Source organism: Gordonia sp. QH-12, from assembly GCF_001578675.1.
GTDB classification, from domain to species: Bacteria; Actinomycetota; Actinomycetes; order Mycobacteriales; family Mycobacteriaceae; genus Gordonia; species Gordonia sihwensis.
The window spans coordinates 1-25,491 of sequence record NZ_KQ969297.1; the positions used below are offsets into that span (position 1 = coordinate 1).

General features: G+C 69.0%; 25 protein-coding genes and 1 tRNA gene. 23 read left to right on the top strand and 3 right to left on the bottom strand.

Translation table 11 applies throughout. The features are described from left to right. The coding region (locus Y710_RS14050; RefSeq protein ID WP_156479454.1) for a DUF222 domain-containing protein at positions 1–496 on the bottom strand (496 nt) is incomplete at its 3' end. 426 nt (positions 497–922) lie between these two features. Here Y710_RS14050 and Y710_RS14055 point away from each other — a divergent pair. The 20 genes from Y710_RS14055 (at position 923) to Y710_RS14150 (ending at position 18,873) form a co-directional block, all read left to right on the top strand. Further along, positions 923–1,423 carry a GNAT family N-acetyltransferase gene (locus Y710_RS14055; protein ID WP_045538837.1) on the top strand — a complete coding sequence of 167 codons (501 nt, stop codon included), beginning with the start codon at positions 923–925 and terminating at the stop codon, positions 1,421–1,423. 115 nt (positions 1,424–1,538) lie between these two features. After that, positions 1,539–2,861, top strand: a complete 1,323-nt coding sequence (gene hisD / locus Y710_RS14060; RefSeq protein ID WP_006895374.1) for a histidinol dehydrogenase — start codon at positions 1,539–1,541, stop codon at positions 2,859–2,861. Continuing rightward, positions 2,858–3,982, top strand: coding sequence for a histidinol-phosphate transaminase (locus Y710_RS14065; RefSeq protein WP_062367731.1), 1,125 nt, complete (start codon positions 2,858–2,860; stop codon positions 3,980–3,982). Before hisD ends, Y710_RS14065 begins: the two co-directional genes overlap by 4 nt. Before the next feature lie 5 nt (positions 3,983–3,987). Then, positions 3,988–4,632 carry an imidazoleglycerol-phosphate dehydratase HisB gene (hisB, locus tag Y710_RS14070; RefSeq protein WP_006895376.1) on the top strand — a complete coding sequence of 215 codons (645 nt, stop codon included), beginning with the start codon at positions 3,988–3,990 and terminating at the stop codon, positions 4,630–4,632. Next, complete coding sequence (gene hisH / locus Y710_RS14075; protein WP_006895377.1) at positions 4,629–5,270, top strand: imidazole glycerol phosphate synthase subunit HisH; 642 nt, start codon at positions 4,629–4,631, stop codon at positions 5,268–5,270. Before hisB ends, hisH begins: the two co-directional genes overlap by 4 nt. Next, entirely contained in the window at positions 5,271–5,546 is a 276-nt protein-coding gene (locus Y710_RS14080) for a hypothetical protein (protein ID WP_006895378.1), read from the top strand. It begins immediately after the preceding gene. Between the two features lie 144 nt (positions 5,547–5,690). After that, entirely contained in the window at positions 5,691–6,440 is a 750-nt protein-coding gene (priA, locus tag Y710_RS14085) for a bifunctional 1-(5-phosphoribosyl)-5-((5-phosphoribosylamino)methylideneamino)imidazole-4-carboxamide isomerase/phosphoribosylanthranilate isomerase PriA (protein ID WP_006895379.1), read from the top strand. Between the two features lie 7 nt (positions 6,441–6,447). Further along, positions 6,448–7,320, top strand: a complete 873-nt coding sequence (locus tag Y710_RS14090) for an inositol monophosphatase family protein (protein WP_062367732.1) — start codon at positions 6,448–6,450, stop codon at positions 7,318–7,320. Further along, a complete protein-coding gene (hisF, locus tag Y710_RS14095) occupies positions 7,317–8,090 on the top strand; it encodes an imidazole glycerol phosphate synthase subunit HisF (protein ID WP_006895381.1) in 774 nt (257 codons plus the stop codon). Before Y710_RS14090 ends, hisF begins: the two co-directional genes overlap by 4 nt. Before the next feature lie 40 nt (positions 8,091–8,130). Continuing rightward, complete coding sequence (gene hisI, locus Y710_RS14100; protein ID WP_006895382.1) at positions 8,131–8,511, top strand: phosphoribosyl-AMP cyclohydrolase; 381 nt, start codon at positions 8,131–8,133, stop codon at positions 8,509–8,511. A gap of 4 nt (positions 8,512–8,515) precedes the next feature. Further along, positions 8,516–8,695: a tautomerase family protein gene (locus tag Y710_RS14105; protein WP_006895384.1), complete on the top strand. Its 180-nt coding sequence runs from the start codon at positions 8,516–8,518 to the stop codon at positions 8,693–8,695. An 8-nt stretch (positions 8,696–8,703) separates the two neighbouring features. Beyond that, a complete protein-coding gene (locus Y710_RS14110; protein WP_156479452.1) occupies positions 8,704–10,266 on the top strand; it encodes an anthranilate synthase component I in 1,563 nt (520 codons plus the stop codon). Continuing rightward, a complete protein-coding gene (locus Y710_RS14115; protein ID WP_062367734.1) occupies positions 10,263–10,994 on the top strand; it encodes a TIGR02234 family membrane protein in 732 nt (243 codons plus the stop codon). Before Y710_RS14110 ends, Y710_RS14115 begins: the two co-directional genes overlap by 4 nt. Before the next feature lie 116 nt (positions 10,995–11,110). Continuing rightward, complete coding sequence (trpC, locus tag Y710_RS14120; RefSeq protein ID WP_006895389.1) at positions 11,111–11,929, top strand: indole-3-glycerol phosphate synthase TrpC; 819 nt, start codon at positions 11,111–11,113, stop codon at positions 11,927–11,929. Positions 11,930–12,037: 108 nt separating this feature from the next. Beyond that, positions 12,038–13,375, top strand: a complete 1,338-nt coding sequence (gene trpB / locus Y710_RS14125; RefSeq protein ID WP_006895390.1) for a tryptophan synthase subunit beta — start codon at positions 12,038–12,040, stop codon at positions 13,373–13,375. After that, complete coding sequence (gene trpA / locus Y710_RS14130; RefSeq protein ID WP_006895391.1) at positions 13,372–14,175, top strand: tryptophan synthase subunit alpha; 804 nt, start codon at positions 13,372–13,374, stop codon at positions 14,173–14,175. The genes trpB and trpA overlap by 4 nt, the downstream gene beginning before the upstream one ends. A gap of 78 nt (positions 14,176–14,253) precedes the next feature. After that, positions 14,254–15,879, top strand: coding sequence for a prolipoprotein diacylglyceryl transferase (lgt, locus tag Y710_RS14135; protein WP_062367735.1), 1,626 nt, complete (start codon positions 14,254–14,256; stop codon positions 15,877–15,879). Positions 15,880–15,947: 68 nt separating this feature from the next. Next, entirely contained in the window at positions 15,948–17,381 is a 1,434-nt protein-coding gene (gene pyk, locus Y710_RS14140) for a pyruvate kinase (protein ID WP_045538806.1), read from the top strand. Between the two features lie 79 nt (positions 17,382–17,460). Next, positions 17,461–18,360 (top strand): acyl-CoA thioesterase, encoded by a 900-nt coding sequence (locus tag Y710_RS14145; RefSeq protein WP_045538805.1) that lies wholly within the window; start codon positions 17,461–17,463, stop codon positions 18,358–18,360. A gap of 9 nt (positions 18,361–18,369) precedes the next feature. Then, positions 18,370–18,873, top strand: coding sequence for a hypothetical protein (locus Y710_RS14150; protein ID WP_045538804.1), 504 nt, complete (start codon positions 18,370–18,372; stop codon positions 18,871–18,873). On the opposite strand, the gene Y710_RS14155 is transcribed toward Y710_RS14150, so the two are convergent. Both Y710_RS14155 and Y710_RS14160 read right to left on the bottom strand, forming a co-directional pair. Beyond that, on the bottom strand, positions 18,848–19,588 hold the full coding sequence (locus tag Y710_RS14155; protein ID WP_062367736.1) for a copper homeostasis protein CutC: 741 nt from the start codon (positions 19,586–19,588) through the stop codon (positions 18,848–18,850). The genes Y710_RS14150 and Y710_RS14155 overlap by 26 nt on opposite strands. A 7-nt stretch (positions 19,589–19,595) precedes the next feature. Then, complete coding sequence (locus Y710_RS14160) at positions 19,596–21,644, bottom strand: CocE/NonD family hydrolase (protein ID WP_045536777.1); 2,049 nt, start codon at positions 21,642–21,644, stop codon at positions 19,596–19,598. 203 nt (positions 21,645–21,847) lie between these two features. Between Y710_RS14160 and Y710_RS14165 the strand changes: the two genes are divergently transcribed. The 3 genes from Y710_RS14165 to polA all read left to right on the top strand — a co-directional run bounded on the left by Y710_RS14165 (position 21,848) and on the right by polA (position 25,415). Continuing rightward, positions 21,848–21,929, top strand: a tRNA-Leu gene (locus Y710_RS14165). Positions 21,930–21,988: 59 nt separating this feature from the next. After that, on the top strand, positions 21,989–22,600 hold the full coding sequence (locus tag Y710_RS14170; protein WP_006895403.1) for an ANTAR domain-containing response regulator: 612 nt from the start codon (positions 21,989–21,991) through the stop codon (positions 22,598–22,600). A 121-nt stretch (positions 22,601–22,721) separates the two neighbouring features. After that, complete coding sequence (gene polA, locus Y710_RS14175; RefSeq protein WP_231875750.1) at positions 22,722–25,415, top strand: DNA polymerase I; 2,694 nt, start codon at positions 22,722–22,724, stop codon at positions 25,413–25,415. Positions 25,416–25,491 lie beyond the last annotated feature (76 nt).

The following is a 25,491-nucleotide window of genomic DNA, read 5'->3' on the forward strand; positions in this document are numbered from 1 at the left end:
GGGCGACCCACGCCAACTGCGCCTCAGCCCGTGCCCGGGTCTGCGCGTCGATCGCGGTGGGAATCTTGTCCATGACGGCGTCGATCTCGCGGACGTGGTCGGCACCGATCGCACCCTCGCCCACCGCGACCGCAGTCGCCGGCAGTATCGGTTCGCGGGTCTGTCCTTGCAGTTCGGTGAATCGTCCGATGCCGGCGGCACTGACGCGTCGGCGTCGGGCGGCACCGTCACCGAGCCGCAACCCCTGCGCCAAATACTGATGCACCGACAGGTATCCGGCTTTGCGGTAGGCGCTGCGGTCGGAGACCTCCACCAGCACTGCGGCGTCGACACCGTCGAGACGACGATGCGTGCGCTCGAGGGTCTCGACGGTTTCCAACAGGGCGTCTTCGGTCACCGCGGACAGCGGTAGGGACGCGAACTTGGTCGCCGCAGCCTCCAACAGGCGGGCGAGGGCGGCCGGGTCGTCCGGCAGCAGCACCTCCGACGTGACCATCGAACCCACCCCCTCCACCTGAACAGTGTCCGAGAACACTCCTGCTGTGCTTCTATGTTCGAATCATACCGCCGACCTCCGACAAGAACTGTGAGAGAAGCCGCAGACCTGTCGGGCAGCCCATGGACGAGCGCTATCGGGGCGAACAGTGGCGCCTGTCGCCGGGCCGCGAGACCGACCGCGAAAGTCTCGTGCGACCGTCCGTCCGCGGTCTGATAGCGGTGGCGGCCGAAACCGACCATCGACCCCCACATCACCGGCTCGGTACCGGTCACCTCCCGAAACAGTCGGACCACGAGCCGGGCGTCGTCCCGCCGCCGCTGGTCCGTGACAGCAGCGAGATACGCATCCACCGAGTCGTCACCGGGGGCCGTCTTCGTCATGGGTCGAGCCTAGATGTCCGTACGTTCGGGCATCATCGGTGGAATGACGCCGACCGTGTACGCCTCGACCGCCTCCGAACTGGACCCGATCACGTTCTACGGTCTGCTGCGACTGCGCGAGGAGGTCTTCGTCGTCGAACAGGACTGCGCCTACCACGAGTTGGACGGCCGGGATGTGGAGCCCACCACTCTCCACCTCTGGTGCGCGGACCCCGTGGACGGAAGTCCGGTCGCCACTGTGCGCGTGCTGCTGGACCGACTTCCCGACGGCGAGACCCGGCACCGGATCGGCCGGGCCTGCGTGCGGCCCGAACTCCGAGGCACCGGGTTGATGCGGGCCCTCCTGGATCGGGCCGTCGCCTACATCGCCGACCGCCCGAGTGTTCTCGACGCTCAGGCCCACCTCGCGGGCCTGTATTCACGGTGGGGATACGTCCCCGACGGACCGGAGTTCGTCGAGGACGGGATTCCGCACGTGCCGATGCGGCGCGACCCCGCGCGGCGGCCGGGCCCGACGAGAAGGTCGACCGCCGAACGGGCCTGAATCGCATGCGGAGTGTTCAGTCGCCTTCGGCTCCGAGGCCGGTGCGCAAACGGTTTGCATCGACCGCATATCCTGGACAGTGCCCTCAAGTCCTCGAAAGCGGAGCGGAGAACACATGCTCACCCGAACCGACCTGCGAGGCAGCACCCCGACGCTGAGCCAACTGCGTCGTGCGCTGCCGCGCGGCGGAACCGACGTCAACGCCGTGCTGCCCACGGTCACTCCCGTCGTCGAAGCGGTCGCTGAGCATGGTGCCACCGCGGCCCTCGACTACACCGAGAAGTTCGACAGGGTCCGCCCGGCGTCAGTCCGCGTCCCGGCGGAGGTGATCGCCAAGGCGCGGGCCGACCTCGACGGCGCGGTCGCCGATGCCCTGGAGGAGTCGATCCGTCGCGCTCGCCTGGTGCACGCAGACCAGCGACGCCAGACCTCGGTCACCCAGGTGGTGCCCGGCGGAACCGTCGCCGAGAAGTGGATCCCGGTGCGTCGCGTGGGTCTGTACGTTCCCGGAGGCAACGCCGTCTACCCGTCCAGCGTGATCATGAACGTGGTCCCGGCTCAGGAGGCGGGTGTCGGCTCACTCGTCGTCGCGTCTCCCGCCCAGGCCGACTTCGGCGGATGGCCGCACCCGACCATCCTCGCCGCGTGCGCCCTGCTCGGGGTCGACGAGGTGTGGGCCGTCGGCGGTGCGCAGGGCATCGCGCTTCTGGCCTACGGCGGTGACGACACCGACGGCCGCGTCCTGGACCCGGTCGATCTCATCACCGGTCCCGGCAACATCTACGTCACCGCGGCCAAGCGCCTCGTGCGCGGCGTGGTCGGCATCGACTCCGAGGCCGGTCCCACCGAGATCGCGATTCTGGCCGACGACTCCGCCGATCCCGCGGTCGTCGCCTCCGATCTCATCAGCCAGGCCGAGCACGACGTCCTCGCGGCGGCGGTGCTCGTCACCGACAGCGAGGCGCTCGCCGATGCGGTCGACGAGGCCGTGGAACTCGCGGCGTCGGCCACGAAGCACTCCGAGCGCGTCAAGACCGCGCTGGCCGGTCCGCAATCCGGGGTGGTCCTGGTGGACGACATCGACGCCGGGCTGGCTGTCGTCGACGCGTACGCGGCCGAGCACCTGGAGATCCAGACGCGTGACGCGCAGGCCGTGGCCGACAGAGTGACCAGCGCCGGCGCGATCTTCGTCGGTACTTATTCGCCGGTGAGCCTCGGTGATTACAGCGCGGGCTCCAACCACGTTCTGCCGACGTCCGGCTCGGCCAAGTACGCCTCCGGCCTGTCGGTGCAGACGTTCCTGCGCGGAGTGCATGTGATCGACTACGACCGCGACGCGCTCGCGGAGATCGCCGACCGCGTCGTGACGCTGGCGAACGCCGAAGACCTTCCCGCGCACGGCGAGGCGGTCCAGGCCAGGTTCGGGGGAGCACGGTGACCGGTCCGGGCCGGTCCGTCGGTCTCGCCGACCTCCCGTTGCGCGACTCGCTGCGCGGGAAGTCGCCGTACGGAGCACCGCAGCTTCAGGTTCCGGTGGTGCTGAACACCAACGAGAACCCGCACCCGCCGAGTCGTGCGCTGATCGACGACGTCGCGAAGGCGGTCGCCGCCGCGGCCGAGGATCTGCACCGATACCCGGATCGGGATGCGGTGGGCCTGCGTTCGGACCTCGCCGCGTACCTCAGCGCGGCCACGGGCGTGGAACTGTCGGTCGACAACGTGTGGGCGGCCAACGGCTCCAACGAGATCCTCCAGCAGATCCTGCAGGCCTTCGGTGGGCCCGGGCGCACGGCGATGGGCTTCGTGCCGTCGTACTCGATGCACCCGATCATCGCCGACGGCACGCAGACGCAGTGGGTCCCCGCTCATCGCGCGGACGACTTCTCTCTGGACGTGGAGCAGGCCGTCGCAGCGATCGCCGAGCACCGGCCCGACATCGTCTTCGTGACCTCGCCGAACAATCCGACCGGCGGGAGCGTCGCGATCGCCGATCTGCGGCGTCTCCTCGACGCGGCCCCCGGCATCGTGATCGTCGACGAGGCCTACGGCGAGTTCTCGTCGCAGCCGAGCGCGGTCTCGCTGATCGACGAGTTCGGCAGCAAGCTGATCGTGTCGCGGACCATGAGCAAGGCGTTCGCCTTCGCGGGCGGCCGGCTCGGCTATCTGGCCGCGGCGCCGGCCATGATCGAGGCGCTGCTTCTGGTGCGCTTGCCGTACCACCTGTCGGTGCTGACGCAGGCCGCCGCGCGGGCGGCCCTGCAGCACTCGTCGGAAACGCTCGGTGCGGTCGCCGCGATCGCCGCCGAACGCGACCGCGTGGCCGCCGCGCTCACGGGTATGGGATACGCGGTGACGCCGTCGGATGCGAACTTCATCCTCTTCGGCGAGTTCGCGGACGCTCCCGCCACCTGGCAGCGCTACCTCGACCGCGGTGTCCTGATCAGGGATGTCGGCATCCCCGGGCACCTGCGTGCGACCATTGGACTACCAGCCGAGAACGACGCCTTCCTGGCCGTCAGCGCGGAACTGGTGGCCGATACCGACCGAAAGCAGCAGTAGCAGCAGTGACAACAGCGCAGCACGAACCCCGGATCGCCCGCGTCGAGCGCACCACGCGCGAGTCGTCGATCACCGTCGAGATCAACCTCGACGGCACCGGCAGGACCGACATCGACACCTCGGTGCCGTTCTTCGACCACATGCTCACCGCGTTCGGTGCGCATGGCAGCTTCGACCTCACCGTGCACGCGAAGGGCGACATCGAGATCGAGGCGCACCACACGGTGGAGGACACCTGCATCGTGCTGGGACAGGCCATCGGGCAGGCTCTCGGCGACAAGAGGGGCATCCGCCGGTTCGGCGACGCCTGGATCCCGATGGATGAGACGCTCGCCCAGGCCATCGTGGACGTCTCGGGCCGACCGTACTGCGTGCACACCGGCGAACCCGATCACATGCTGACCGCCGTGATCGGCGGCTATTCCGGCGGCGACAAGCCGGTCGTGTCGTACGCGACCGTCCTCAACCGTCATGCGTTCGAATCGATCGCGCTCAACGCCCGCATTGCCCTGCACGTCCGCGTGCTGTACGGCCGCGACCAGCACCACATCACCGAGGCCGAGTTCAAGGCCGTCGCGCGAGCACTGCGCGAGGCCGTCGAACCGGATCCGCGGACCTCGGGCATCCCGTCGACGAAGGGCGCCCTGTGAGTTCACCGCGCGTCGCGCTCCTCGACTACGGTTCGGGCAACCTGCGCTCGGCGCAGCGAGCGCTGGAGCGAGCCGGAGCGCAGGTCGAGATCACGTCCGACTTCGAGACCGCGATCGGTGCCGACGGACTGGTGGTGCCCGGCGTCGGTGCGTTCGCGGCCTGCATGGCCGGGTTGAAGGCGGTCCGGGGCGATCGGATCATCGGACGCCGGCTGGCGGGCGGGCGGCCGGTGCTCGGAATCTGCGTGGGGATGCAGATCCTGTTCAGTCACGGCGTCGAGTTCGGCGTCGACACGCAGGGCTGCGGCGAGTGGCCGGGTTCGGTGACCAGACTGCCGGCGGAGGTGCTCCCGCACATGGGCTGGAACACCGTCGACGCACCGGACGACTCGGTGCTCTTCGACGGTATCGACGACGACGCACGCTTCTACTTCGTTCACTCCTACGCCGCGCAGACGTGGGAGATGGATTCGGCGGGTTCGCCGATACAGACGCCGAAACTCACCTGGTCCGAGCACGGTGGACGGTTCCTGTCCGCGGTCGAGAACGGTCCGCTCTCGGCCACGCAGTTCCATCCCGAGAAGTCCGGTGACGTCGGCGCCGAGCTGCTGCGGAACTGGATCGGGGGGATCGCGTAAGTGAAAGAGACAAGCGAAGCGGCACAGCAGTTCTCGTTCGCGAGACTGGTGTTCTATTCGCTCGGTGCGGGCGTGCTGGTGCTCGCGGTGATGCTGCCGATCGTGCTGTCGCTGGCGCGACCGTACCCGACCGCCGCGCTGTGCGTCGCCCTCGCCGCCATCGTGCTGATGGTGGTCGCGATCGCCCTCGTCTCGCGCCGGATGCTGGCCGGCGTGCAGCGGGAGATCGATGCCCGCCGGGCGGAATTGGAACGCAGGCGAACACAGGAGAAGTGACCGGCTCCGGCGGCACCGGACGGTGGACGCTCGCGCCCGGACACCCGCGACACGGCGCCTCCACAGCACCCCCACAAACATGTCGACCCCGCGACACGACAACGTGCGGCCGGCACCGTACACACCGAAAGCGAAACTGAACTGATGGGCATCCTCGAACTCCTCCCGGCCGTCGACGTGGTCGACGGTCAGGCGGTTCGCCTGGTCAAGGGCGAGGCCGGATCGGAGACCTCCTACGGCTCACCGCGCGACGCTGCGCTGGCCTGGCAGCGGGACGGCGCCCAGTGGCTGCATCTCGTAGATCTCGACGCGGCGTTCGGCCGCGGCGACAACCGTGAGCTGCTCGCCCAGGTGGCCGCCGCAGTGGACGTGAAGGTGGAGCTGTCCGGCGGCATCCGCGACGACGCCTCGCTCGCCGCCGCGCTGGCGACCGGGTGCACGCGGGTCAATCTCGGCACCGCCGCCATCGAGAACCCCGCCTGGTGCGCACGCGCGATCGCCGAGTACGGAGACAAGATCGCCGTGGGACTCGACGTGACGCGCAACGGCTCCTCGTACACGGTGCGCGGCCGCGGCTGGGTCACCGAGGGCGGCGACCTGTGGGAGACCCTGGAGCGCCTGAACAACGACGGTTGTGCGCGGTACGTCGTCACCGACGTCAGCAAGGACGGCACGCTGAGCGGACCCAATCTGGAACTGCTGGAACAGGTGGCCCGCGCCACCGACTCGCCCGTCGTGGCCTCGGGCGGCATCTCGCAGATCGACGACCTGCTCGCGATCGCCGAGCTGACCGCGCTGGGCGTGGAGGGCGCCATCGTTGGCAAGGCCCTGTACGCGGGCCGCTTCACACTGCGCGAGGCGCTCGACGCCGTCGCGGGCGCCGGGAGCCGGTGAACCGGCCGTGACCGATGCCGTCGACGCACGCGACTACCCGCAGCTGCTGGCTGCCGGGGAATCGGTGCTCGACGAGGTCACCGGGCTGTTCGTCGACGGGCTGGGCTCGCCGGGCACGCACGCGAAGGGCCGTGGCGACTTCGCCACCGACGTCGATCTCGCGCTGGAGCGCAGCATCGCCGAGAAGCTCGAGCGACGGACGGGCATCGAGGTCCACGGCGAGGAGTTCGGCGGCCCGGCCCCCGACGACGGCGCGATGTGGATTCTCGATCCGATCGACGGGACCTTCAACTATTCGGTGGGGATGCCGATCGCCGCGATGCTGCTGGCGCTCGCCGTCGACGGTGTGCCGGTGCTCGGGCTCACCCGACTCCCGCTGGTCGGCCAGCGCTTCGCCGGTCATATCGGCGGTCCGCTGATCATCGACGGGGAGGCGGCCGAGCCCGTGCCCGACAGCCCGCTGGAATCGGCCGTCATCGGCTTCGGGTCGTTCAACGCGCGAGCGCGCGGCGAGGTCCCGGGCGCCGCGCGCGCTGAGTTGCAGCGCCGCCTCAGCTACCGTGCCGGCCGGCTGCGGATGACCGGCTCCACCGGCACCGACATCGCGTATGCGGCGGCCGGCGTGTTCGGCGGCGCGGTGTCGTTCAGCGCGAAGGCGTGGGACAACGCGGCCGGCGCGGCGCTGATGCGCGCCGCGGGAGGCGTCGTGACCGACCTCGCGGGCGACCCGTGGACCGTCCAGTCCACGTCGCTCGTCGCGGGCAATCGCCTGCTTCATGGACAATTGCTCGAGGTGATCGGCGAGGCGATGCCGGATCAGTTCGCCGACCGGGACCTCGGCAGTCGAGAACGAACCAACAGCAAGGAGACTCACCCGTGAGCGTGGCAGTCCGCGTCATCCCGTGTCTGGACGTCGACGACGGGCGAGTGGTGAAGGGCGTCAATTTCGAGAATCTGCGTGATGCCGGGGACCCGGTGGAACTCGCGGAGCGCTACGACGCCGAGGGCGCCGACGAGTTGACCTTCCTCGACGTCACGGCGTCCAGTGCGGGCCGCGGCACCATGCTCGACGTGGTGCGGCGCACCGCCGACGCGATCTTCATCCCGCTGACCGTCGGCGGCGGCATCCGCACCGTCGACGACGTCGACACCATGCTGCGCGCGGGCGCCGACAAGGTGAGCGTCAACACGGCCGCCATCGCACGGCCCGACGTGCTGAGCGAGATGAGCCGGAGGTTCGGTTCTCAGTGCATCGTGCTGTCGGTGGACGCGCGGACGGTGCCCGAGGGCGGCGAGGCGACGCCGTCTGGTTGGGAGGTCACCACTCACGGCGGTCGCCGGGGCACCGGCATCGACGCCGTCGAATGGGCTCGCCGCGGGCAGGAACTCGGCGTCGGTGAGATCCTGCTGAACTCGATGGACGCCGACGGCACCAAGGCCGGATTCGACATCGCGATGATCCGGGCCGTGCGCGACGCGGTCACCATCCCCATCATCGCCAGCGGCGGTGCGGGCGAGGTCGCCGACTTCGCACCGGCTGTCGAAGCCGGCGCGGACGCCGTTCTGGCCGCTTCGGTGTTCCATTTCGGCGACATGACGATCGGCGAAGTCAAGGACGCGATGCGCGCCGAGCACATCGTGGTGCGCTGAGACCGTCACCGGCCGCACACGTTCGAGAAGAGGGAGAATCATGGCGCTGCCCGCAGAGCTCGCAGCCACGTTGAAGCGAAACGACGACGGTCTGTTCGCCGCGATCGCGCAGGAACGGTCCACCGGCATCGTCTTGATGATGGCCTGGATGGACGACGAAGCCCTGGAGCGGACGCTCGCGACCCGCAAGGCCACCTACTACTCGCGGTCCCGCGGGGAGTACTGGGTCAAGGGCGAGACCAGCGGGCACACCCAGTACGTCCACGACATCCGGATCGACTGCGACGGCGACACCCTGCTGCTGACCGTCGACCAGACGGGGGCGGCCTGCCATACCGGCAACCACAGTTGCTTCGACACCGAGCCGCTGGAGTTCGGGGTGCCTGCCGAACCCGCGCGAACCGACGACCAGGAACGGTGACGCGATGCCGCTGATTCAGATATCCCAGACGCCGGGTCTCTCCGACCGCGTGAAGCGCGAGACGATCGCCGCGGTCACCGAGGCGTACGCAAAAGCGACGGGCAAGAATCCCGACTCGGTGTGGGTGACGATCACCGAAGTGCCGCGCCAGCACTGGGGCGTCGGCGGAGAGCCGCTGGGGTGACGGGCACGATGAGCACCGCAGACAACTCCGCGAGCACGACCCCGCTCGCCACCTTCCTCGATCTGGCCCGCGACCACCGAGTGGTCCCGGTGACCCGCAAGGTCCTCGCCGACTCAGAGACACCGCTGTCGGCGTTCCGGAAGCTGGCAGCCGAGCCGGGGGCCGGCGGCGGTCTCCGCGAAGGCACCTTCCTGCTCGAATCCGCGCCGAACGGCGCCTCGTGGTCGCGCTGGTCGTTCATCGGCGCGGGCACCCGTTCGGCCCTGACCGTCGCCGACGGGCAGGCGCACTGGTGGGGCGACGTCCCCGCGGGAGCTCCGGTGGGCGGCGATCCGGTTGCGGCGCTCGACGAGTCGTTGCGGCTGCTGCAGACCGATCCGCTCGACGGGATGCCCCCGCTGACCGGCGGCTTCGTCGGCTTCATGGCCTACGACTTCGTGCGCCGCCTGGAGCGGCTTCCGGAACAGACGGTCGACGACCTGCGGCTCCCCGACATGTTCTGGCTGCTGGTGGCCGATCTCGCCGCCTTCGACCACCACGAGGGCACGATCACCCTGATCGCGAACGCCGTGAACTGGGACGGCAGCGACGAGCGCGCCGAAGAGGCCTACCACGACGCCGTCGCGCGGCTGGATGCGATGACCCGGGCGCTGGCCGCCCCGGCTCCCTCCACCGTCTCGACCTTCGACAGGCCCGCGCCCGACTACCGCTCGCAGCGCTCGCTGGACGACTACCGCGAGATCGTCGAGGGTCTGGTCGGACAGATCGAGGCGGGTGAGGCGTTCCAGGTGGTGCCGTCGATGCGCTTCGAGATCGACACCGACGCCGATCCGCTCGACGTGTACCGCGTCCTGCGCGCGTCGAATCCGAGCCCGTACATGTACCTGCTTCGGATGCCGGGCGTCGACCGGGAGCCGTTCACGATCGTCGGATCCTCGCCCGAGGCACTGGTCACCGTCACCGATCGGGTGGCCACCACACACCCGATCGCGGGCACGCGCTGGCGCGGTGCCACCGAGGCGGAGGACCAGTTGCTCGCGAAGGGCCTGCTCGAGGACGAGAAGGAGAACTCCGAGCATCTGATGCTGGTCGACCTGGGCCGCAACGATCTGGGCCGGGTATGCGAGCCGGGCACCGTCCGCGTCACGGACTACCGCCGAGTGGAGCGCTACAGCCACGTGATGCACCTGGTGTCCACGGTCTCCGGAACTCTTCGCGACGACAAGCAGGCGCTCGATGCGGTGACCGCCTGCTTCCCGGCGGGAACCCTCACCGGGGCGCCGAAGGTCCGGGCGATGGAATTGATCGAGGCCAACGAGATCACCCGCCGCGGACTGTACGGGGGCGTCGTCGGATATCTCGATTTCGCAGGCAACGCCGACACCGCGATCGCGATCCGGACGGCACTGATGTCCGGCCGCACCGCCTACGTCCAGGCCGGCGGCGGAGTCGTCGCCGACAGCGACGCCGAGTACGAGTTCAACGAGGCGCGCAACAAGGCGTCGGCGGTGCTCGCCGCAGTAGCCGCCGCCGGCACCATGCGCCCGGTGGCGGGGGAGGAGACCCCATGAGCAATCCGCAGACCCCCGAGCAGCAGACCCCCGAGGAGCCGGCCACGGCTGCGCGGCCCGTCAACCGGCGGTGGCAGGCGATCGCCTCGGTGCTGATCCTGCTGGCCGCACTCGGCCTCTGGGCTGCGTCCCGGATGCAGTGGGCCACGATCCTCGTGGCACCGGATCTGGGACCGGCCCGCGAGTTCACGGTGCACGGCTCGGACTGGAGTCCGTGGCTCACACCGGTGGCGATCGCGATGGCCGCCGCCGTCATCGCGCAGTTCGCGTTGCGCGGCTGGGCCCTGCGCATCGTCGCGATCCTGGTGGCGATCGGCGGCGGTGTCGCCGTCATTCCGCCCATCTCCCTGCTCACCGAGGGCGAGGACAATCTCTACATCGTGCAGATGGTCGACGTCCCGGCGCGAGCCGTGGTGGACGGCATTCCCACCGAGTCCACCCCCGGATACCTGGTGATCGCCTCGGCGATCTGTGCGGTGCTCGGCGCGGTTGCGATGGCCCGAACGGCCAACCAGGGCGGCATGTCGTCGAAGTACTCGGCGCCCGCCGCCCGCCGCGACGAACTCGAACGGCAGATCTTCACCGAGCGCGAGCGGGCCGCGGCAGCGGGCGAACCAGCCGCTCCCGCGCCCAACGAGCGATTGCTGTGGGACTCGCTCGACGAGGGGATCGACCCCACCGACGACCCGGCGGATCACTCCGCCGACGACGCCGGTCCCACCCGCTGAGGACCGGCGGTCGCGGGCCTGTTCGCGACGTGGATCACGGGTGAAGCGACCCCAGCCTCCCGGTCTCCCGCGGTGGTGCTTACTCTTGATGCACGCAGTGAAAGGGGCCGATAGTCGTGAGCAACCAGTCAGTGCTCGATTCGATCATCGAGGGAGTCAAGGCTGACGTCGCCGCGCGCGAATCGGTCCTCGATCTCGCCGCAGTCAAGAAGGCCGCGGCAGCGGCGCCGGCGCCGCGAGATGCGATGGCGGCGCTGAGTCAGACCGATATCGCGGTCATCGCCGAAGTGAAGCGGTCGAGTCCCTCCAAGGGCCGGCTCGCGAACATCCCCGACCCGGCCGATCTGGCGAAGGCGTACGAGGACGGCGGCGCTCGCATCGTCAGCGTCCTCACCGAGGAACGCCGCTTCGGCGGGTCGCTCGCCGACCTCGACGCGGTGCGTGCGGCGATCGACATCCCGATCCTCCGCAAGGACTTCATCGTCGGGCCGTATCAGATCCACGAGGCGCGCGCACACGGAGCGGACGTCATCCTGCTGATCGTCGCCGCCTTGGAGCAGCAGGTCCTCGCCTCGCTCCTCGACCGCACGGAGTCGCTGGGCATGACGGCCCTCGTCGAGGTGCACACCGAGGAGGAGGCCGACCGCGCGCTGGAGGCCGGGGCCAAGGTCGTCGGCGTCAACGCCCGCAACCTGAAGACTCTGGAAGTGGACCGCGACTGCTTCGCGCGCATCGCCCCCGGGCTCCCGTCGAGCACCATCAAGGTGGCCGAGTCCGGCGTGCGCGGGCCCGCGGACCTGCTGGCTTACGCAGGGGCCGGCGCTGACGCGATCCTGGTCGGCGAAGGCGTCGTGACCAGTGGCGATCCGCGGCTCGCGGTGGCCGACCTGGTGACGGCGGGCTCGCACCCGTCGTGCCCCAAACCGTCGCGCTGACGGCCGGCGAACAGCACTGACGACCCCGCCCCCGCTGTTCTCGGCGGGGCTCGGGGCGAGCGGTAAATCCAGTTGCCGCCGGGATCGAACGATGAGGATACTGAAGACGTGACAGACAATCCCGAAGCCGCCCAGCGCATGTCGACTGGCACGGCGTTCCCCAAGGCCAGCGACGGCGTCTCCGACGTCCACCCGATCGGCCCCGACGATCGAGGCCACTGGGGCGACTTCGGCGGACGCCACGTCCCCGAGGCGCTGATGGCGGTGATCGAGGAGGTCACCGCGACCTACGAGAAGCTGCGCGTCGACACCGACTTCCTCAACGAACTCGACCGGCTGCAACGCGACTACACCGGTCGTCCGTCACCGCTGTACGAGGCCGAGCGGCTGCGTGAGGACGCGGGCGGCGCACGTCTGTTCCTCAAGCGGGAGGATCTGAACCACACCGGCTCGCACAAGATCAACAACGTCCTCGGCCAGGCGCTCCTGGCGAAGAAGATGGGCAAGACCCGCGTCATCGCCGAGACCGGCGCCGGCCAGCACGGAGTGGCGACAGCGACGGCCTGCGCCCTGCTCGGCCTGGAATGCCTGGTCTACATGGGACGCGTCGACACCGAGCGGCAGGGACTCAACGTCGCCCGCATGCGTCTTCTCGGCGCCACCGTGGTCGCCGTCGAGACCGGTTCGGCGACGCTGAAGGACGCGATCAACGAGGCCTTGCGCGACTGGGTGACCAATGCCGACACCACGTACTACTGCTTCGGCACGGCCGCCGGCCCGCATCCGTTCCCGATGATCGTCCGCGACCTCCAGCGGATCATCGGCCTGGAGTCGCGGGTGCAGATCCTTGAGAAGATCGGGCGCCTGCCCGACGCGGTCACCGCCTGCGTCGGCGGTGGATCGAACGCGATCGGCATGTTCCATCCGTTCATCGACGACGAGGGCGTCCGCATGGTCGGATTCGAGGCCGGCGGCGACGGCGTCGAGACCGGACGGCACGCCGCGACCTTCGCGGGCGGATCTCCCGGCGCCTTCCAGGGCGCCTACTCGTACCTCCTGCAGGACGAGGACGGGCAGACCATCGAGTCCCACTCCATCTCGGCGGGACTCGACTACCCCGGCGTCGGGCCGGAGCACGCGCATCTGCAGCAGATCGGACGGGCCGAGTACCGGCCGATCAACGACGATGAGGCCATGGAGGCGCTCGCACTGCTCTCGCGCAAAGAGGGCATCATCCCGGCCATCGAGTCTGCCCACGCCGTCGCCGGTGCTCTCCGCCTCGGCCGGGAACTCGGTGAAGGCGCGGTCATCATCGTGAGCCTCTCGGGCCGCGGCGACAAGGACGTGGAGACAGCGGCCCGCTGGTTCGATCTCTTCGAGAAGCCGCCGTCGGAGACCGAGTACGCCGCCCGCCTCGCCGCAGCCGCAAAGGAGAACGCTCGATGAGCAAGCCCGCCCCCGACTCCCGGCTGGGAGCCACGTTCGCGGCGTGCAAGGCGGACAACCGTCCGGCGCTGATCGGCTACACGCCGGTCGGCTACCCGACCGTGGCCGACTCGTTGACGACGTTGCGGACCATGGTCGAGGCCGGATGCGACATCGTGGAGATCGGCATCCCGTACTCCGACCCGGTCATGGACGGCCCGACCGTCGCGCAGGCGGCACAGAAGGCACTGGAGAACGGCTGCCGTGTCCGCGACGTCTTCGCCGCCGCCGAGACCGTCGCCTCGGCCGGCGCACAGCCCGTGGTCATGACCTACTGGAACCTGGTCCTCAAGTACGGCGTCGACGCCTTCGCCCGCGATCTCGCCGCTGCGGGCGGCGTCGGACTGATCACGCCGAACCTCATCCCCGACGAGGGGGCCGAATGGCACGCGGCGTCGGACGCACACGATCTCGACCGGATCTACCTGGTGGCGCCGTCGTCCACTCCCGAGCGTCTGGCGATGACGCTCGACAACTGCCGCGGCTTCGTCTACGCGGCCTCGACCATGGGCGTCACCGGCGCACGCGACACGGTCTCCAATGCGGCGCCCGAACTGTGCGCGCGGGTCCGCGAGTACTCCGACATCCCGATCGGTGTCGGACTCGGCGTCCGCGACGGCGATCAGGCAGCGGAGATCGGGGCCTACGCCGACGGCGTGATCGTCGGCTCGGCCATCGTCGCGGCCGTGGAGAAGGGCCAGGACGCCGTCGCCGCAGTGGTGTCGGATCTGGCCGCGGGCGTCCGCCGCGCCCGAAGCTGACCGACTCGGAGCGCGTCCACGGGCGTCGAGCCCAGGCGGTCACAGACGGTGAGACGGTTGCACGATACTGTGGCACCCGTGACTGACGGAACCGTCCTCGCTTACATTCCGAGCCCGCCGCAGGGGGTGTGGTACCTCGGCCCCGTGCCGATCCGCGCTTACGCCCTGTTCATCATCGTCGGCATCGTCGTCGCGGTCTGGTGGGGCAGTCGCCGCTGGCGGGCCCGCGGCGGTCAGCCCGGTGAGGTGGTCGACGTCGCACTGTGGGCGGTGCCCTTCGGGCTGATCGGCGGCCGGCTGTATCACGTGCTCACCGACTGGAGCACGTATTTCGGCGCCGGAGGAAAAGGCCTCGGTGCGGTCTTCCGCATCTGGGACGGCGGCCTCGGCATCTGGGGCGCGGTCGCGCTCGGCGCTGTCGGTGCATGGCTCGGAGCCCGGACCATGGGTATCAGGCTTCCGCCGTTCGGGGACGCGATCGCGCCGGCGATCCTGCTGGCGCAGGCCATCGGCCGGCTCGGCAACTACTTCAACCAGGAGCTGTTCGGTCGGCCCACCACCGTGCCGTGGGGCCTGGGGATCTACGACCGCTCCGACTCCAGCGGAGTGATCTCGTACAAGCTGATCGACGGCGTCTCCACCGGGAACGTGTACGCGGTGGTGCATCCGACCTTCCTGTACGAACTCCTGTGGAATGTCTTCTTCGTGGTCGTGCTGGTGCTCGTCGACCGGCGGTTCCGCATCGGGCACGGCCGGCTCTTCGCGCTGTACGTCGCGGGCTACTGCGTCGGCCGGTTCGTCGTCGAGCTGATGCGCGACGACTACGCCACGCACATCTTCGGCGTCCGCGTGAACGTCTTCACCGCGGCGATCGTGTTCCTGTGCGCGGCCCTCTACTTCGTCATGGCGCCCAAGGGCCGCGAGCAGGGTCTGTCGATGTACTGGCCGCGCAAGGCGGAGGAACTCGCGGCCGAGGGCGCCGTCGGATACGTGCCGCCCGAGATGGACGACGAGGCGGCCGACGAGGATCGGGCGGTCTACGATGACGAGACGCTCCATGACGAGGCCGTCGACGACGAGACGCTCTATGACGATCAGGCGGTCTACGAGGACGAGGTGGTCGACGAGGGCCCGGCGGACTATGACGCCGAGGCCGGGACTCACGACGAGGCCGCATCGGAGGTTCCGGAGGCCGCTGAACCGGAGTTCGAGGTGGCGGCCACCTCCGACGCTCTCTTCGCTCCGGAGGCGGACTCCGCGGAGGCTGCTGTCGGCGCGGACGAGACCGATGAGACCGAGACCGATGCCGCCGAGACCGGTGCCGCCGAGACCGATGCCGCCGAGACCGATGCCGCCGGGTCCCAGCCGGAGGGCACGGTGGTCCCGGGCGTCGAACCGTCGATCGCCGAATCGACTGTGGAGCAGGGGTACACGATCGTTCCCGCGGACGACGAGGAGCTCTCGGGCATCACGATCATCGAGCAGAATCCGGGCGGTTCGGCGGGGTCCATCGAGATCCGCCGCAGTGACGACGCACCCGAGCCCGACGCACCCGAGGCCCGCCGGGTCACTGAGGCCCCCGAGGCGCCCGAAGAGGTCGATCAGACCGCCGATGACACAGCCGACGAGACCGTCGAGACCGACGGGGAACGACCGGCCGAAGGCGACGAACGGAGCGGTCCCGACACCTCGAAGGACAAGTGAGTCGGTCGTCACCGGTGTCCGGCTGAGACCGAGGCGACACGCTGTGGCGCGACCGCTAGCCTTAAGGGGTGACTCGTCGAACAAAAATCGTCTGTACCCTCGGCCCCGCCACCAATACCCTCGAACGCATCACCGAACTCGTCGAGTGCGGCATGGATGTCGCCCGACTGAACTTCAGCCACGGCGCGCACGCCGACCACCGCAGCGTCTACGACAACGTTCGCGGAGCGAGCCTCGCCACCGGTAAGCCCGTCGGCATCCTGGCGGATCTGCAGGGCCCCAAGATCCGGCTCGGCAAGTTCGCCGACAACGGCCGGCCCAACGGCGCCGTGGACTGGAACGACGGCGAGCAGGTGCGGATCACCGTCGACGACGTGATCGGCGACCACGATCGGGTGTCGACCACGTACTCCCAGCTCGCCCAGGACGCCGAGCCGGGAGACCGTCTGCTGGTGGACGACGGGAAGGTCGGCCTGGTGGTCGACCGGGTCGACGGGAACGACGTCGTGTGCACCGTCACCGAGGGCGGCACCGTCAGTAACAACAAGGGCCTGTCGATGCCGGGCATGAAGATCTCGGTGCCCGCCCTGTCGGAGAAGGACATCGCCGATCTGGAGTTCGCCCTGGAACTCGGCGTCGACCTGATCGCCCTGTCCTTCGTGCGCAGCCCCGCTGACATCGAGTTGGTGCGCGAGGTCATGGACCGCGTCGGCCGTCGCGTTCCAGTGGTCGCCAAGCTGGAGAAGCCCGAAGCCATCGAGAACCTCGAGGCCGTGGTGCTGGCGTTCGACGCGATCATGGTCGCCCGCGGCGACCTGGGCGTCGAGATGCCGCTGGAGGAGGTGCCTCTGGTGCAGAAGCGGGCCATCCAGATGGCGCGTGAGAACGCGAAGCCGGTGATCGTCGCGACGCAGATGCTCGACTCGATGATCGAGAACTCCCGGCCCACGCGTGCCGAGGCCTCGGATGTGGCCAATGCCGTGTTGGACGGCGCGGACGCCGTGATGCTCTCCGGCGAGACCTCGGTCGGCAAGTACCCCTTCGAGACGGTGCGCACCATGAGCCGCATCGTGTCGGCGGTCGAGGGCGGCACGCGCGACGTCCCGCCGCTCAAGCACGTCCCGCGCACCCGCCGCGGCATCGTCACCTATGCGGCTCGCGACATCGCGGAGCGACTCAACGCCACCGCCATCATCGCTTTCACCGAGTCGGGTGACACCGTCCGCCGGGTGGCGCGACTGCACTCGCGGGTTCCGCTGATCGCGTTCACCGCGACCGAGGCCACGCACAATCAGATGGCGGTCAGCTGGGGCGTCGACTCGTACCTCGTGCCGCGGATGCAGCACACCGACGACATGATCGACCAGGTCGACGACGTCCTCACCGAGAACGGGCGGCTCAAGAAGGGCGACACGGTCGTCATCATCGCCGGAGCTCCGGCTTCGGTGATCGGGTCGACCAACTTCGTCCACGTCCATCGCATCGGCGAGCAGGACCACTGATCCGCGACCAGCGGTGCGGCGCCGCCCGTCGAGTCGACGGGGCGGCGGGCGGCCCGCATTGCTGGCATAGGGTTGTGGCATGACCAACCCGAACACCGACGCTGCGGCGACGACGTCCGCCGATCTGGCCGAGCTGCTCGAACTCCTCGATCTGGAGCGCGTCGACGACGACCTGTTCATCGGGCAGCACGGCGATCAAGTGATGGCCCGCACCTTCGGCGGGCAGTTGCTCGGGCAGGGCGTGGTGGCGGCCGGCCGGACCCTGGTGAAGGGTGCGCCGCCGGTCCACGCACTGCATGCGCACTTCATCCGCGGTGGCGACGTCACCGAGCCGATCGAGTATCACGTCGACCGTTACCGCGACGGACGGGCCTTCGCGAACCGGCAGGTGACTGCCAAGCAGGGTGACGAGGTGGTCTTCACGATGCTGGTGGCCTTCCAGGACAACTCCGCGGGTCTCGAGCACGCCGTGGAGATCCCCGAAGTGCCGTATCCGGAGGAGTTGCCGCCGCTCGACGAGCATTTCAAGGGGTACGAAGAGACCATCGAGGCGTTCGTGAACGCACTGCACCCGGTGGACATCCGGTTCGCCAACGATCCGGCCTGGGTGATGAAGGGGACCGGCGAGAAGCTGACCCACAACCGCGCCTGGATGAAGGCCGACGGTGTGCTGCCGGACGATCCGCTCATGCATGTCGCGACGATGGCGTACTCGTCGGACACCACGGTCCTCGACTCGATCATCACCACCCACGGACTGTCGTGGGGACACGACCGGCTGTTCGCGGCGACCGTCAACCATTCGATGTGGTTCCATCACGACTTCCGGTTCGACGAGTGGATGCTGTACGCGACGGAGTCCCCGGTCGCGGCCGGCTCGCGCGGGCTGGGCTCGGGCCGATTCTTCAAGCGCGACGGCACGCTCGCGACCTCTGTGGTGCAGGAGGCGCTCATCAAGTACTTCCCGCCGCGCGACTGAGGCCCGAGAATGACCGAGAGCATCCCGAATCCGGAGCCCGCCCTTCCGTCCGGCGGGCAGGCTCCGTCCGAATTGCGCTTCTTCCTGCCGCCGGGCCCGCCGCTGTCGCCCAAACGGTGGCAGCGCCGATGGAAGATCGGCATCCGCGTGGGCAGCGCCGTCGCCGCAGTGGTGCTGATCGCCTTCGCCGCACTCGCCATCGGCTCGGGCGTGGTGTCGAGTTCGCGCTACACCGCCACCGGTGCCGTCGAGGTGGACTGCACCACGCGGAACATGCCGCGGCTCCCCGCCGTGGGCTTCGGCTCCCTCGTGCAGATCTTCGATGCTCAGTCGGGCGAACGCTACGGCCAGTCGACGCTCGACCGATTCCGCGCACTCCCGAGCGGTATCTGCCTTGCCGGATTCGAGATCCGCGACGTCCGGGTCGCCTCGCTCTACACGGTCGAGATCGGGAGGCTGTACCGCACTCTCGTGTCGGAGGAGGCACTCAAGGACGGTGCGCTGCTCTCGTAGCCGCTCGCACCAGACCGGCGTCGGTCATCTCCAGATCCGACGCGGCACCTCCACCCGGGCCGGCGACGCCCCGATCCCGCACCGAGCGTTTCGCGGACAGGTGCACCGCGTGCACGCCGGTGCCCCGGATGGCAGGGAAGGCCTCCGCCGTGACGCCCCCGCCCGCCATCACTTCGACACCGGTGTCGGCGGCCACGAGCGCACGCAGCACATCGAGTCCGTCGCCGGCGCGAGCAGCACCTCCCGAGGTGAGGACGCGATCGACGCCGAGACCGGCGAGCACGGTGAGGGCCGCGATCGGATCGGCGGCGGCGTCGATGGCGCGGTGGAAAGTCACGTCGATGCGCCGGCCGGCCCGCTGCTCGGCGTCACGCGCCGCCGCGAGGAGTCGTCCGGTCGCGCCGGCGTCGACCGTCCCGTCGGCGTGCAGCGCGCCGATCACGACGCCTCGCGCACCGAGCCGGACGGCTGCGGCCACGCCGGCCGCGAGGACATCGACTTCGGCGTCCGAGTAGACGAATCCTCCCGGCCGGGTGCGGATCAGGGCGTGCACGTCGATCCCGACCGCACACACCGCGTCGAGAAGTCCCGCGGACGGCGTCAGTCCGCCGGTGACTCCCAGCGCCGTGCACAGTTCGACGCGATCGGCGCCGTTCGCCCGTGCCGTCGCGGCGCCCTCGGCATCCTGCACCGCGATCTCCACTGCCGGCCGCACGGCGAGCTCAGCCGAGGGGACGCGAGAGCGGGACGTTGACCCAGCTGGGCTTCGCCGGATCGATCTCGATGTACTGCGGCCGCAGCTGCGACGACCACAGACCCGGGCCGAGCGGCAGCGACTTCGGGAAGTTGAGCGAGTAGAGGTCCACCCGCAGTCGATCTCCGGGCTTCAGCGCGGCCTGCGTCGCCGACATCGGGATGTCGACGTCGAGGATCTGGCCCGGCCGGACCTTGGCGTAGTGGTCGAGCGAGAGGTACAGGACCGGGTCGGTGAGGTCTCCGTTCGGTGCGTATCCGCTTCGGCTCGGGTCCACCGCGCGCAACGACACCATCAGCTGTCCCATGGACACCACGCGTGACCGGCCGTCGGGGGAGACGACGTTGAGCGTCGCGTGCCAGTAGCCGTCGGGCGCGTTCAGCCGTTGCCGCAGATGGACGACGGGGGTGCCGCTGATCCGGGTCAGAGCGGTCGCGGGCCGGCCGGTGAAGGTCTGCGCCGCCGTCTCCGAGAGCCGGGTGTCGTTGCCGCAGAAGTCGAACAGTGCGGTCACGCCGGCGGTCGACTGAGCGGAGTCGCGGTCGCAGAGTGTCGAGAGTCCGGGCTTGACCTCGCGCGTGGCGCGCTTCGCGGGCCTGCTCGCACTGAGTGACCCGTCGCCTGCGACCGGTGTGTTCACCGAATGCGACGGTGTGCCGCGCAGGTATTGGCGCTGGTACGTGTGTCCGGGCAGCGGGAACGACGGGCCCTGCAGGAACCCGCCGTTCGGTTCCGACGCCAAGGTGGCCTGGGGGTACCGGTCGATGCCGTTGTCGATGCCCTTGAGCCACTTGTCGTACCAGGCTCGCGCGAGGACGTCGAGGCGCGGTGGGTATCCGGGCCGGCCGAAGTTCGAACTCGACGTCACGTGGTAGCCGTCGTCCATGATGAGCTTCTTCTTCGCATCCGGCAGTTGCGAGAGGCCCCGGAGCATCCGGGATTCGGAGTTGGTGAACAGGTCGTTCCACCCGCCGATCGTGAAGGAGGGCGTCGTGATCGCGCCGACATCCGTGTACAGCGAGTCGCGCCGAGCTGTACCGGCCGTCATCATGCTGCGCGTCTGGGGGCTGAAGCCGTTGACGTCACGCGTCACGAGCGCGTCGATCAGCAGGTCGAAGTACGTCAGCGGGTCCTTGACGCGGTCGGCGAGCCACTTCCAGTCGAAGGTTCCGTTCAGCATCGAGGCGATGTTGGGAATCATCTTGGTCCCGTTCACGATCGCCAGCCAGAAGCTCAGGAATCCGACGCCCAGACCGCCGCCGGGCGCGATGATGTCACGCACCAGATCCGCACCGGGGACGACGGGGAAGATCGCGCCCAGCTTGCCCGGCGCGTCGGCGGCGGCCTGCAACTGGTTGATCCCCGAGTACGAGACCCCGGCCATGCCGGTCTTCCCGTTCGACCATCGCTGCTTGGACGCCCAGTCCAGCACCTCGACGGTGTCGCGGCGCTCGCGATCGCCGAAGACCTGCCAGGTGCCCTGCGAGAAGCCGGTGCCGCGCACGTCTACGACGAGCATGTTGTAGCCGCTCTTGATGAGCTTGGGATCGTACGAGAAGGTCTGGATCAGGCCGCCGCGCAGCGCGCCGACCAGTTCGTTGTATCCCGACAGCACCGTGCCCTGGAGATTGATCCCGTTCAGCAGGTCGATCAGCTGCGGGGCCAGGACCGGATAGTTCATCACCTCGCTCGCGAGCGCCGACACCATCTTGGTGTAGGGCGTCATGTTGACGATGGTCGGCAGCTTCTCTCGCACCGGCGCGCCGGACCGGTCCGTGGGACGGATCAGGTTGCCCCGCAGCACCGTCCCGTCCGACATGCGGATCGGCACGTCCGGGGTCACTCGGTACCCCGAGTACTTCTGGGGGCCGTCCTGCGTGCGTGTCCATCGGGCGCCGAGCGTCCCGAAGACCGCGGCGTCCGACGGGCCGGTGCCTATCGGCAGCGCCACCAGCGGCAGGGCGATGAGCAGTGCGAGGGCAGCGGTCACGATCCGGCCGCGTAGTGATGACTTCACCTGGTGTTTCCTCCCCGAGCAAGCAGAGTCGAACCGGACACGCCTTCATCGTTCTGTGACCTGACTCTCAGGTAACAATAAGTCGGAGGTGAAGGAAAGGGAAGAGTCGTGTGGGGCGCGTCGCCCGCCACCGCGCCGCGGCATGGGGCGGATGCGCGATCCGGACCAGAGCATGAGTACACTTGCATCTCGCACCACCACCGGCCCCGGTGGCGAAATTGGCAGACGCGCCGCACTCAAAATGCGGTCTCTAACGAGGTGCCGGTTCGAGTCCGGCCCGGGGCACGTATGGATTCTGCGTTCGGCGCAGATGCGTGACCGCCGTCAGCGATCGGAGCGAAGCGATGAACGACCCCGACAAGCCGGCGAGCAGAGTCGTTGTCGCCGAGGATGATTCGCTGATCCGCATGGATCTGATCGAGATGCTGCGCGACGAGGGATACGACGTCGTCGGGGAGGCCCCGAACGGTCAGGTCGCCGTCGATCTGGCCGAGCAGCTCCGTCCCGACGTCGTCATCATGGATGTGAAGATGCCGGTCCGCGACGGCATCGACGCGGCCAGCGAGATCGCGCGCAAGAGGATCGCACCCGTCGTCATGCTGACGGCGTTCAGCCAGCGTGAGTTCGTCGAACGTGCCCGCGACGCCGGCGCGATGGCGTACCTGGTCAAGCCGTTCAACCAGGCCGACCTCGTCCCCGCGATCGAGGTGGCGCTCAGCCGGTATCGTGAGCTCAAGGTGCTCGAGGCTGAGATCGCCGACATGTCAGGCCGTTTCGAGGCCCGGAAACTCATCGAGCGGGCGAAGGGTCTGCTCATGGACAAGCAGGGAATGACCGAGCCGGAGGCCTTCCGCTGGATTCAGCGGAACGCGATGGACAAGCGCGCCACGATGAAAGCCGTCGCCGAGATCGTGGTCGACACGCTCGGCGACGGGACCGACCAGCCGCGGTCGTAGCGGGCTGCCGCGACTGTCCGACCCACGCCCTAGACTCGTCTGCGTGAGTGCAGCGCAGACAACGAACAAGTCGGGTGCGGGGACCAGAGCCGCGGGCAAGGCGGGCGGCAGGCCGACGCTGATGCTTCTGGACGGTCACTCGCTGGCCTACCGGGCGTTCTTCGCGTTGCCCGCCGAGAACTTCAAGACGAACACCGGCCAGAGCACCAACGCGGTCTACGGCTTCACGTCGATGCTGATCAATCTGCTGCGCGACGAGGAGCCGAGCCACATCGCCGCCGCGTTCGACGTCTCCCGGCAGACCTTCCGGTCGGAGATGTTCCCCGAGTACAAGGCGCAGCGGAGTTCGTCGCCCGACGAATTCCGGGGCCAGGTCGACCTCACCAAGGACGTCCTCGACGCGATGGGCATCCCGGTGATGGCGATCGAGGGGTACGAGGCCGACGACATCATCGCCACGCTCGCGACGGCCGCCGACCGCCAGGGGTACCGGGTCCTCGTCGTCACCGGCGACCGCGACTCACTGCAGCTGGTCAACGAGAACATCACCGTGCTGTATCCGAAGCGCGGGGTGTCGGAGCTCACCCGTTTCACCCCCGAAGAGGTGGAGAAGAAGTACGGCCTCACGCCGTCGCAGTATCCGGACTTCGCCGCGCTCCGAGGCGACCCCAGCGACAACCTCCCGGGCATCCCGGGGGTCGGGGAGAAGACGGCGGCCAAATGGATCCGCGAATACGGCTCGTTCGAGGAACTGGTGAACCGGGCCGATGAGGTGCGGGGCAAGGTGGGTGATTCACTGCGCGCCAATCTGGCCGGCGTCATCATGAACCGCAGGCTGACCGAACTGGTCCGCGACATGGAGTTGCCCGCCGGCCCCGACGACCTGGCCCTGCACGGCTGGGACCGGGACCGGATCCACCGGCTCTTCGACGATCTCGAGTTCAAGGTCTTGCGCGACCGGCTGTTCTCCACCCTGACCTCGGTTGAGCCCGAGGCGGAGTCGGGCTTCGACCTGCGGGGGACGCGACTGGGCTCGGGTGAGGTGGCCGGGTGGCTGGCCGAACACACCGCGTCGGGGCGCAGCGGACTCGCGGTGACCGGTCGGCGCGCGGTGGTCGGCAGCGACGTCGAGTCGCTCGCTATCGCCGGGTCCGACGGAGAGGCCGCGTTCATCGATCCCACCTCGCTGAGTGTGGACGACGATGCGGCGCTGGCGGATTGGCTGGCCGACGAGACCCGGCCCAAGGCCGTGCACGAGGTGAAGCGGGCCCTGCACGCGCTCCGCGGACGCGGGTGGACGCTGGCCGGAGTCACCTCCGACACCGCTCTCGCCGCGTATCTGGTGCGGCCGGGACAGCGGACCTTCAACCTCGACGACCTCGTGCTCCGGTACCTGCGACGCGAGCTCAAGGCGGACGACGCCCAGACCGACGACGGTCAGCTCTCGCTGCTCGACGACGACGCCGACGCGCAGCGCGCGGCAGATCAACTGATGCTGTCGGCCCAGGCTGTCGCCGAACTCGCCGACACGCTGGACACGGAACTGGAGCGGATCGAGGGCTCGGCGCTGCTGCGAGAGATGGAACTTCCGCTCGCGTTCGTTCTCGCCGAACTGGAGTGCGCGGGCATCGCCGTCGACGTCGAACACCTGGACGCGCTCGAGCGCGGGTTCGCGCAGCGGGTGCGCGACGCGGCCGAGGCGGCGTACGAGGTGATCGGCGAGCAGGTGAACCTCGGGTCGCCCAAACAGCTGCAGGCGATCCTCTTCGACAAGCTCGACATGCCGAAGACGAAGAAGACCAAGACCGGCTACACCACCGACGCGGACGCTCTCACGTCGTTGTACGAGAAGACCGAGCATCCGTTCCTGAAGCATCTGCTCGAGCATCGCGACGCCACCCGGCTGCGGGTGACGGTGGAGGGCCTCCAGAAGACCGTCGCGGACGATCAGCGCATCCACACCACGTTCAATCAGACCGTGGCGGCGACGGGTCGGCTGTCCTCGACGGACCCGAACCTGCAGAACATCCCGGTGCGCACCGATGCGGGCCGCCAGATCCGGCATGCCTTCGTGGTGGCGCCGGGCCCGGTGCCGATCGGGGCCGCGCCCGTGGAGTTCGAGAGCCTGATGACGGCCGATTACTCGCAGATCGAGATGCGGATCATGGCGCACCTCTCGGAGGACGAGGGACTGATCGAGGCCTTCAACACCGGTGAGGACCTGCACAACTTCGTCGGTTCGCGTGCCTTCGGGGTTCCGGTGGACCAGGTGGACCCGCAGATGCGTTCACGGGTCAAGGCGATGTCGTACGGCCTGGCCTACGGGTTGTCGGCATACGGTCTGGCCGCTCAGCTCGGGATCAGCCGCGAAGAGGCGAAGCAGCAGATGGAGCAGTACTTCGATCGCTTCGGCGGCGTCCGCGACTATCTTCACCGCGTCGTCGAGGAGGCGCGCCGGAACGAGTACACGGCCACCCTGTTCGGCCGGCGCCGGTATCTGCCCGACCTCAACTCCGACAACTTCCAGCGTCGTCAGGCCGCCGAGCGGATGGCGCTCAACGCCCCCATTCAGGGCACCGCCGCCGACATCATCAAGGTGGCGATGATCAACGTGCAGAACCGGTTGCGGGCCGAGAAGCTGTCGTCGCGGATGCTGCTGCAGGTGCACGACGAACTGGTGATCGAGGTAGCCCGGGGCGAGCGGGAGACGGTGGAGGCGGTGGTCCGCGCCGAGATGGGCGGAGCGATCAAGCTCTCGGTTCCACTGGAGGTCTCGGTCGGCTACGGCCGGAGTTGGGACGACGCCGCGCACTGACCCGAACAGGGTTGTCGAGTAAGCGCAGGAGCGAAGCGACGGAGCGCATCGAGACGAACACCAGCCGCGGTGACTC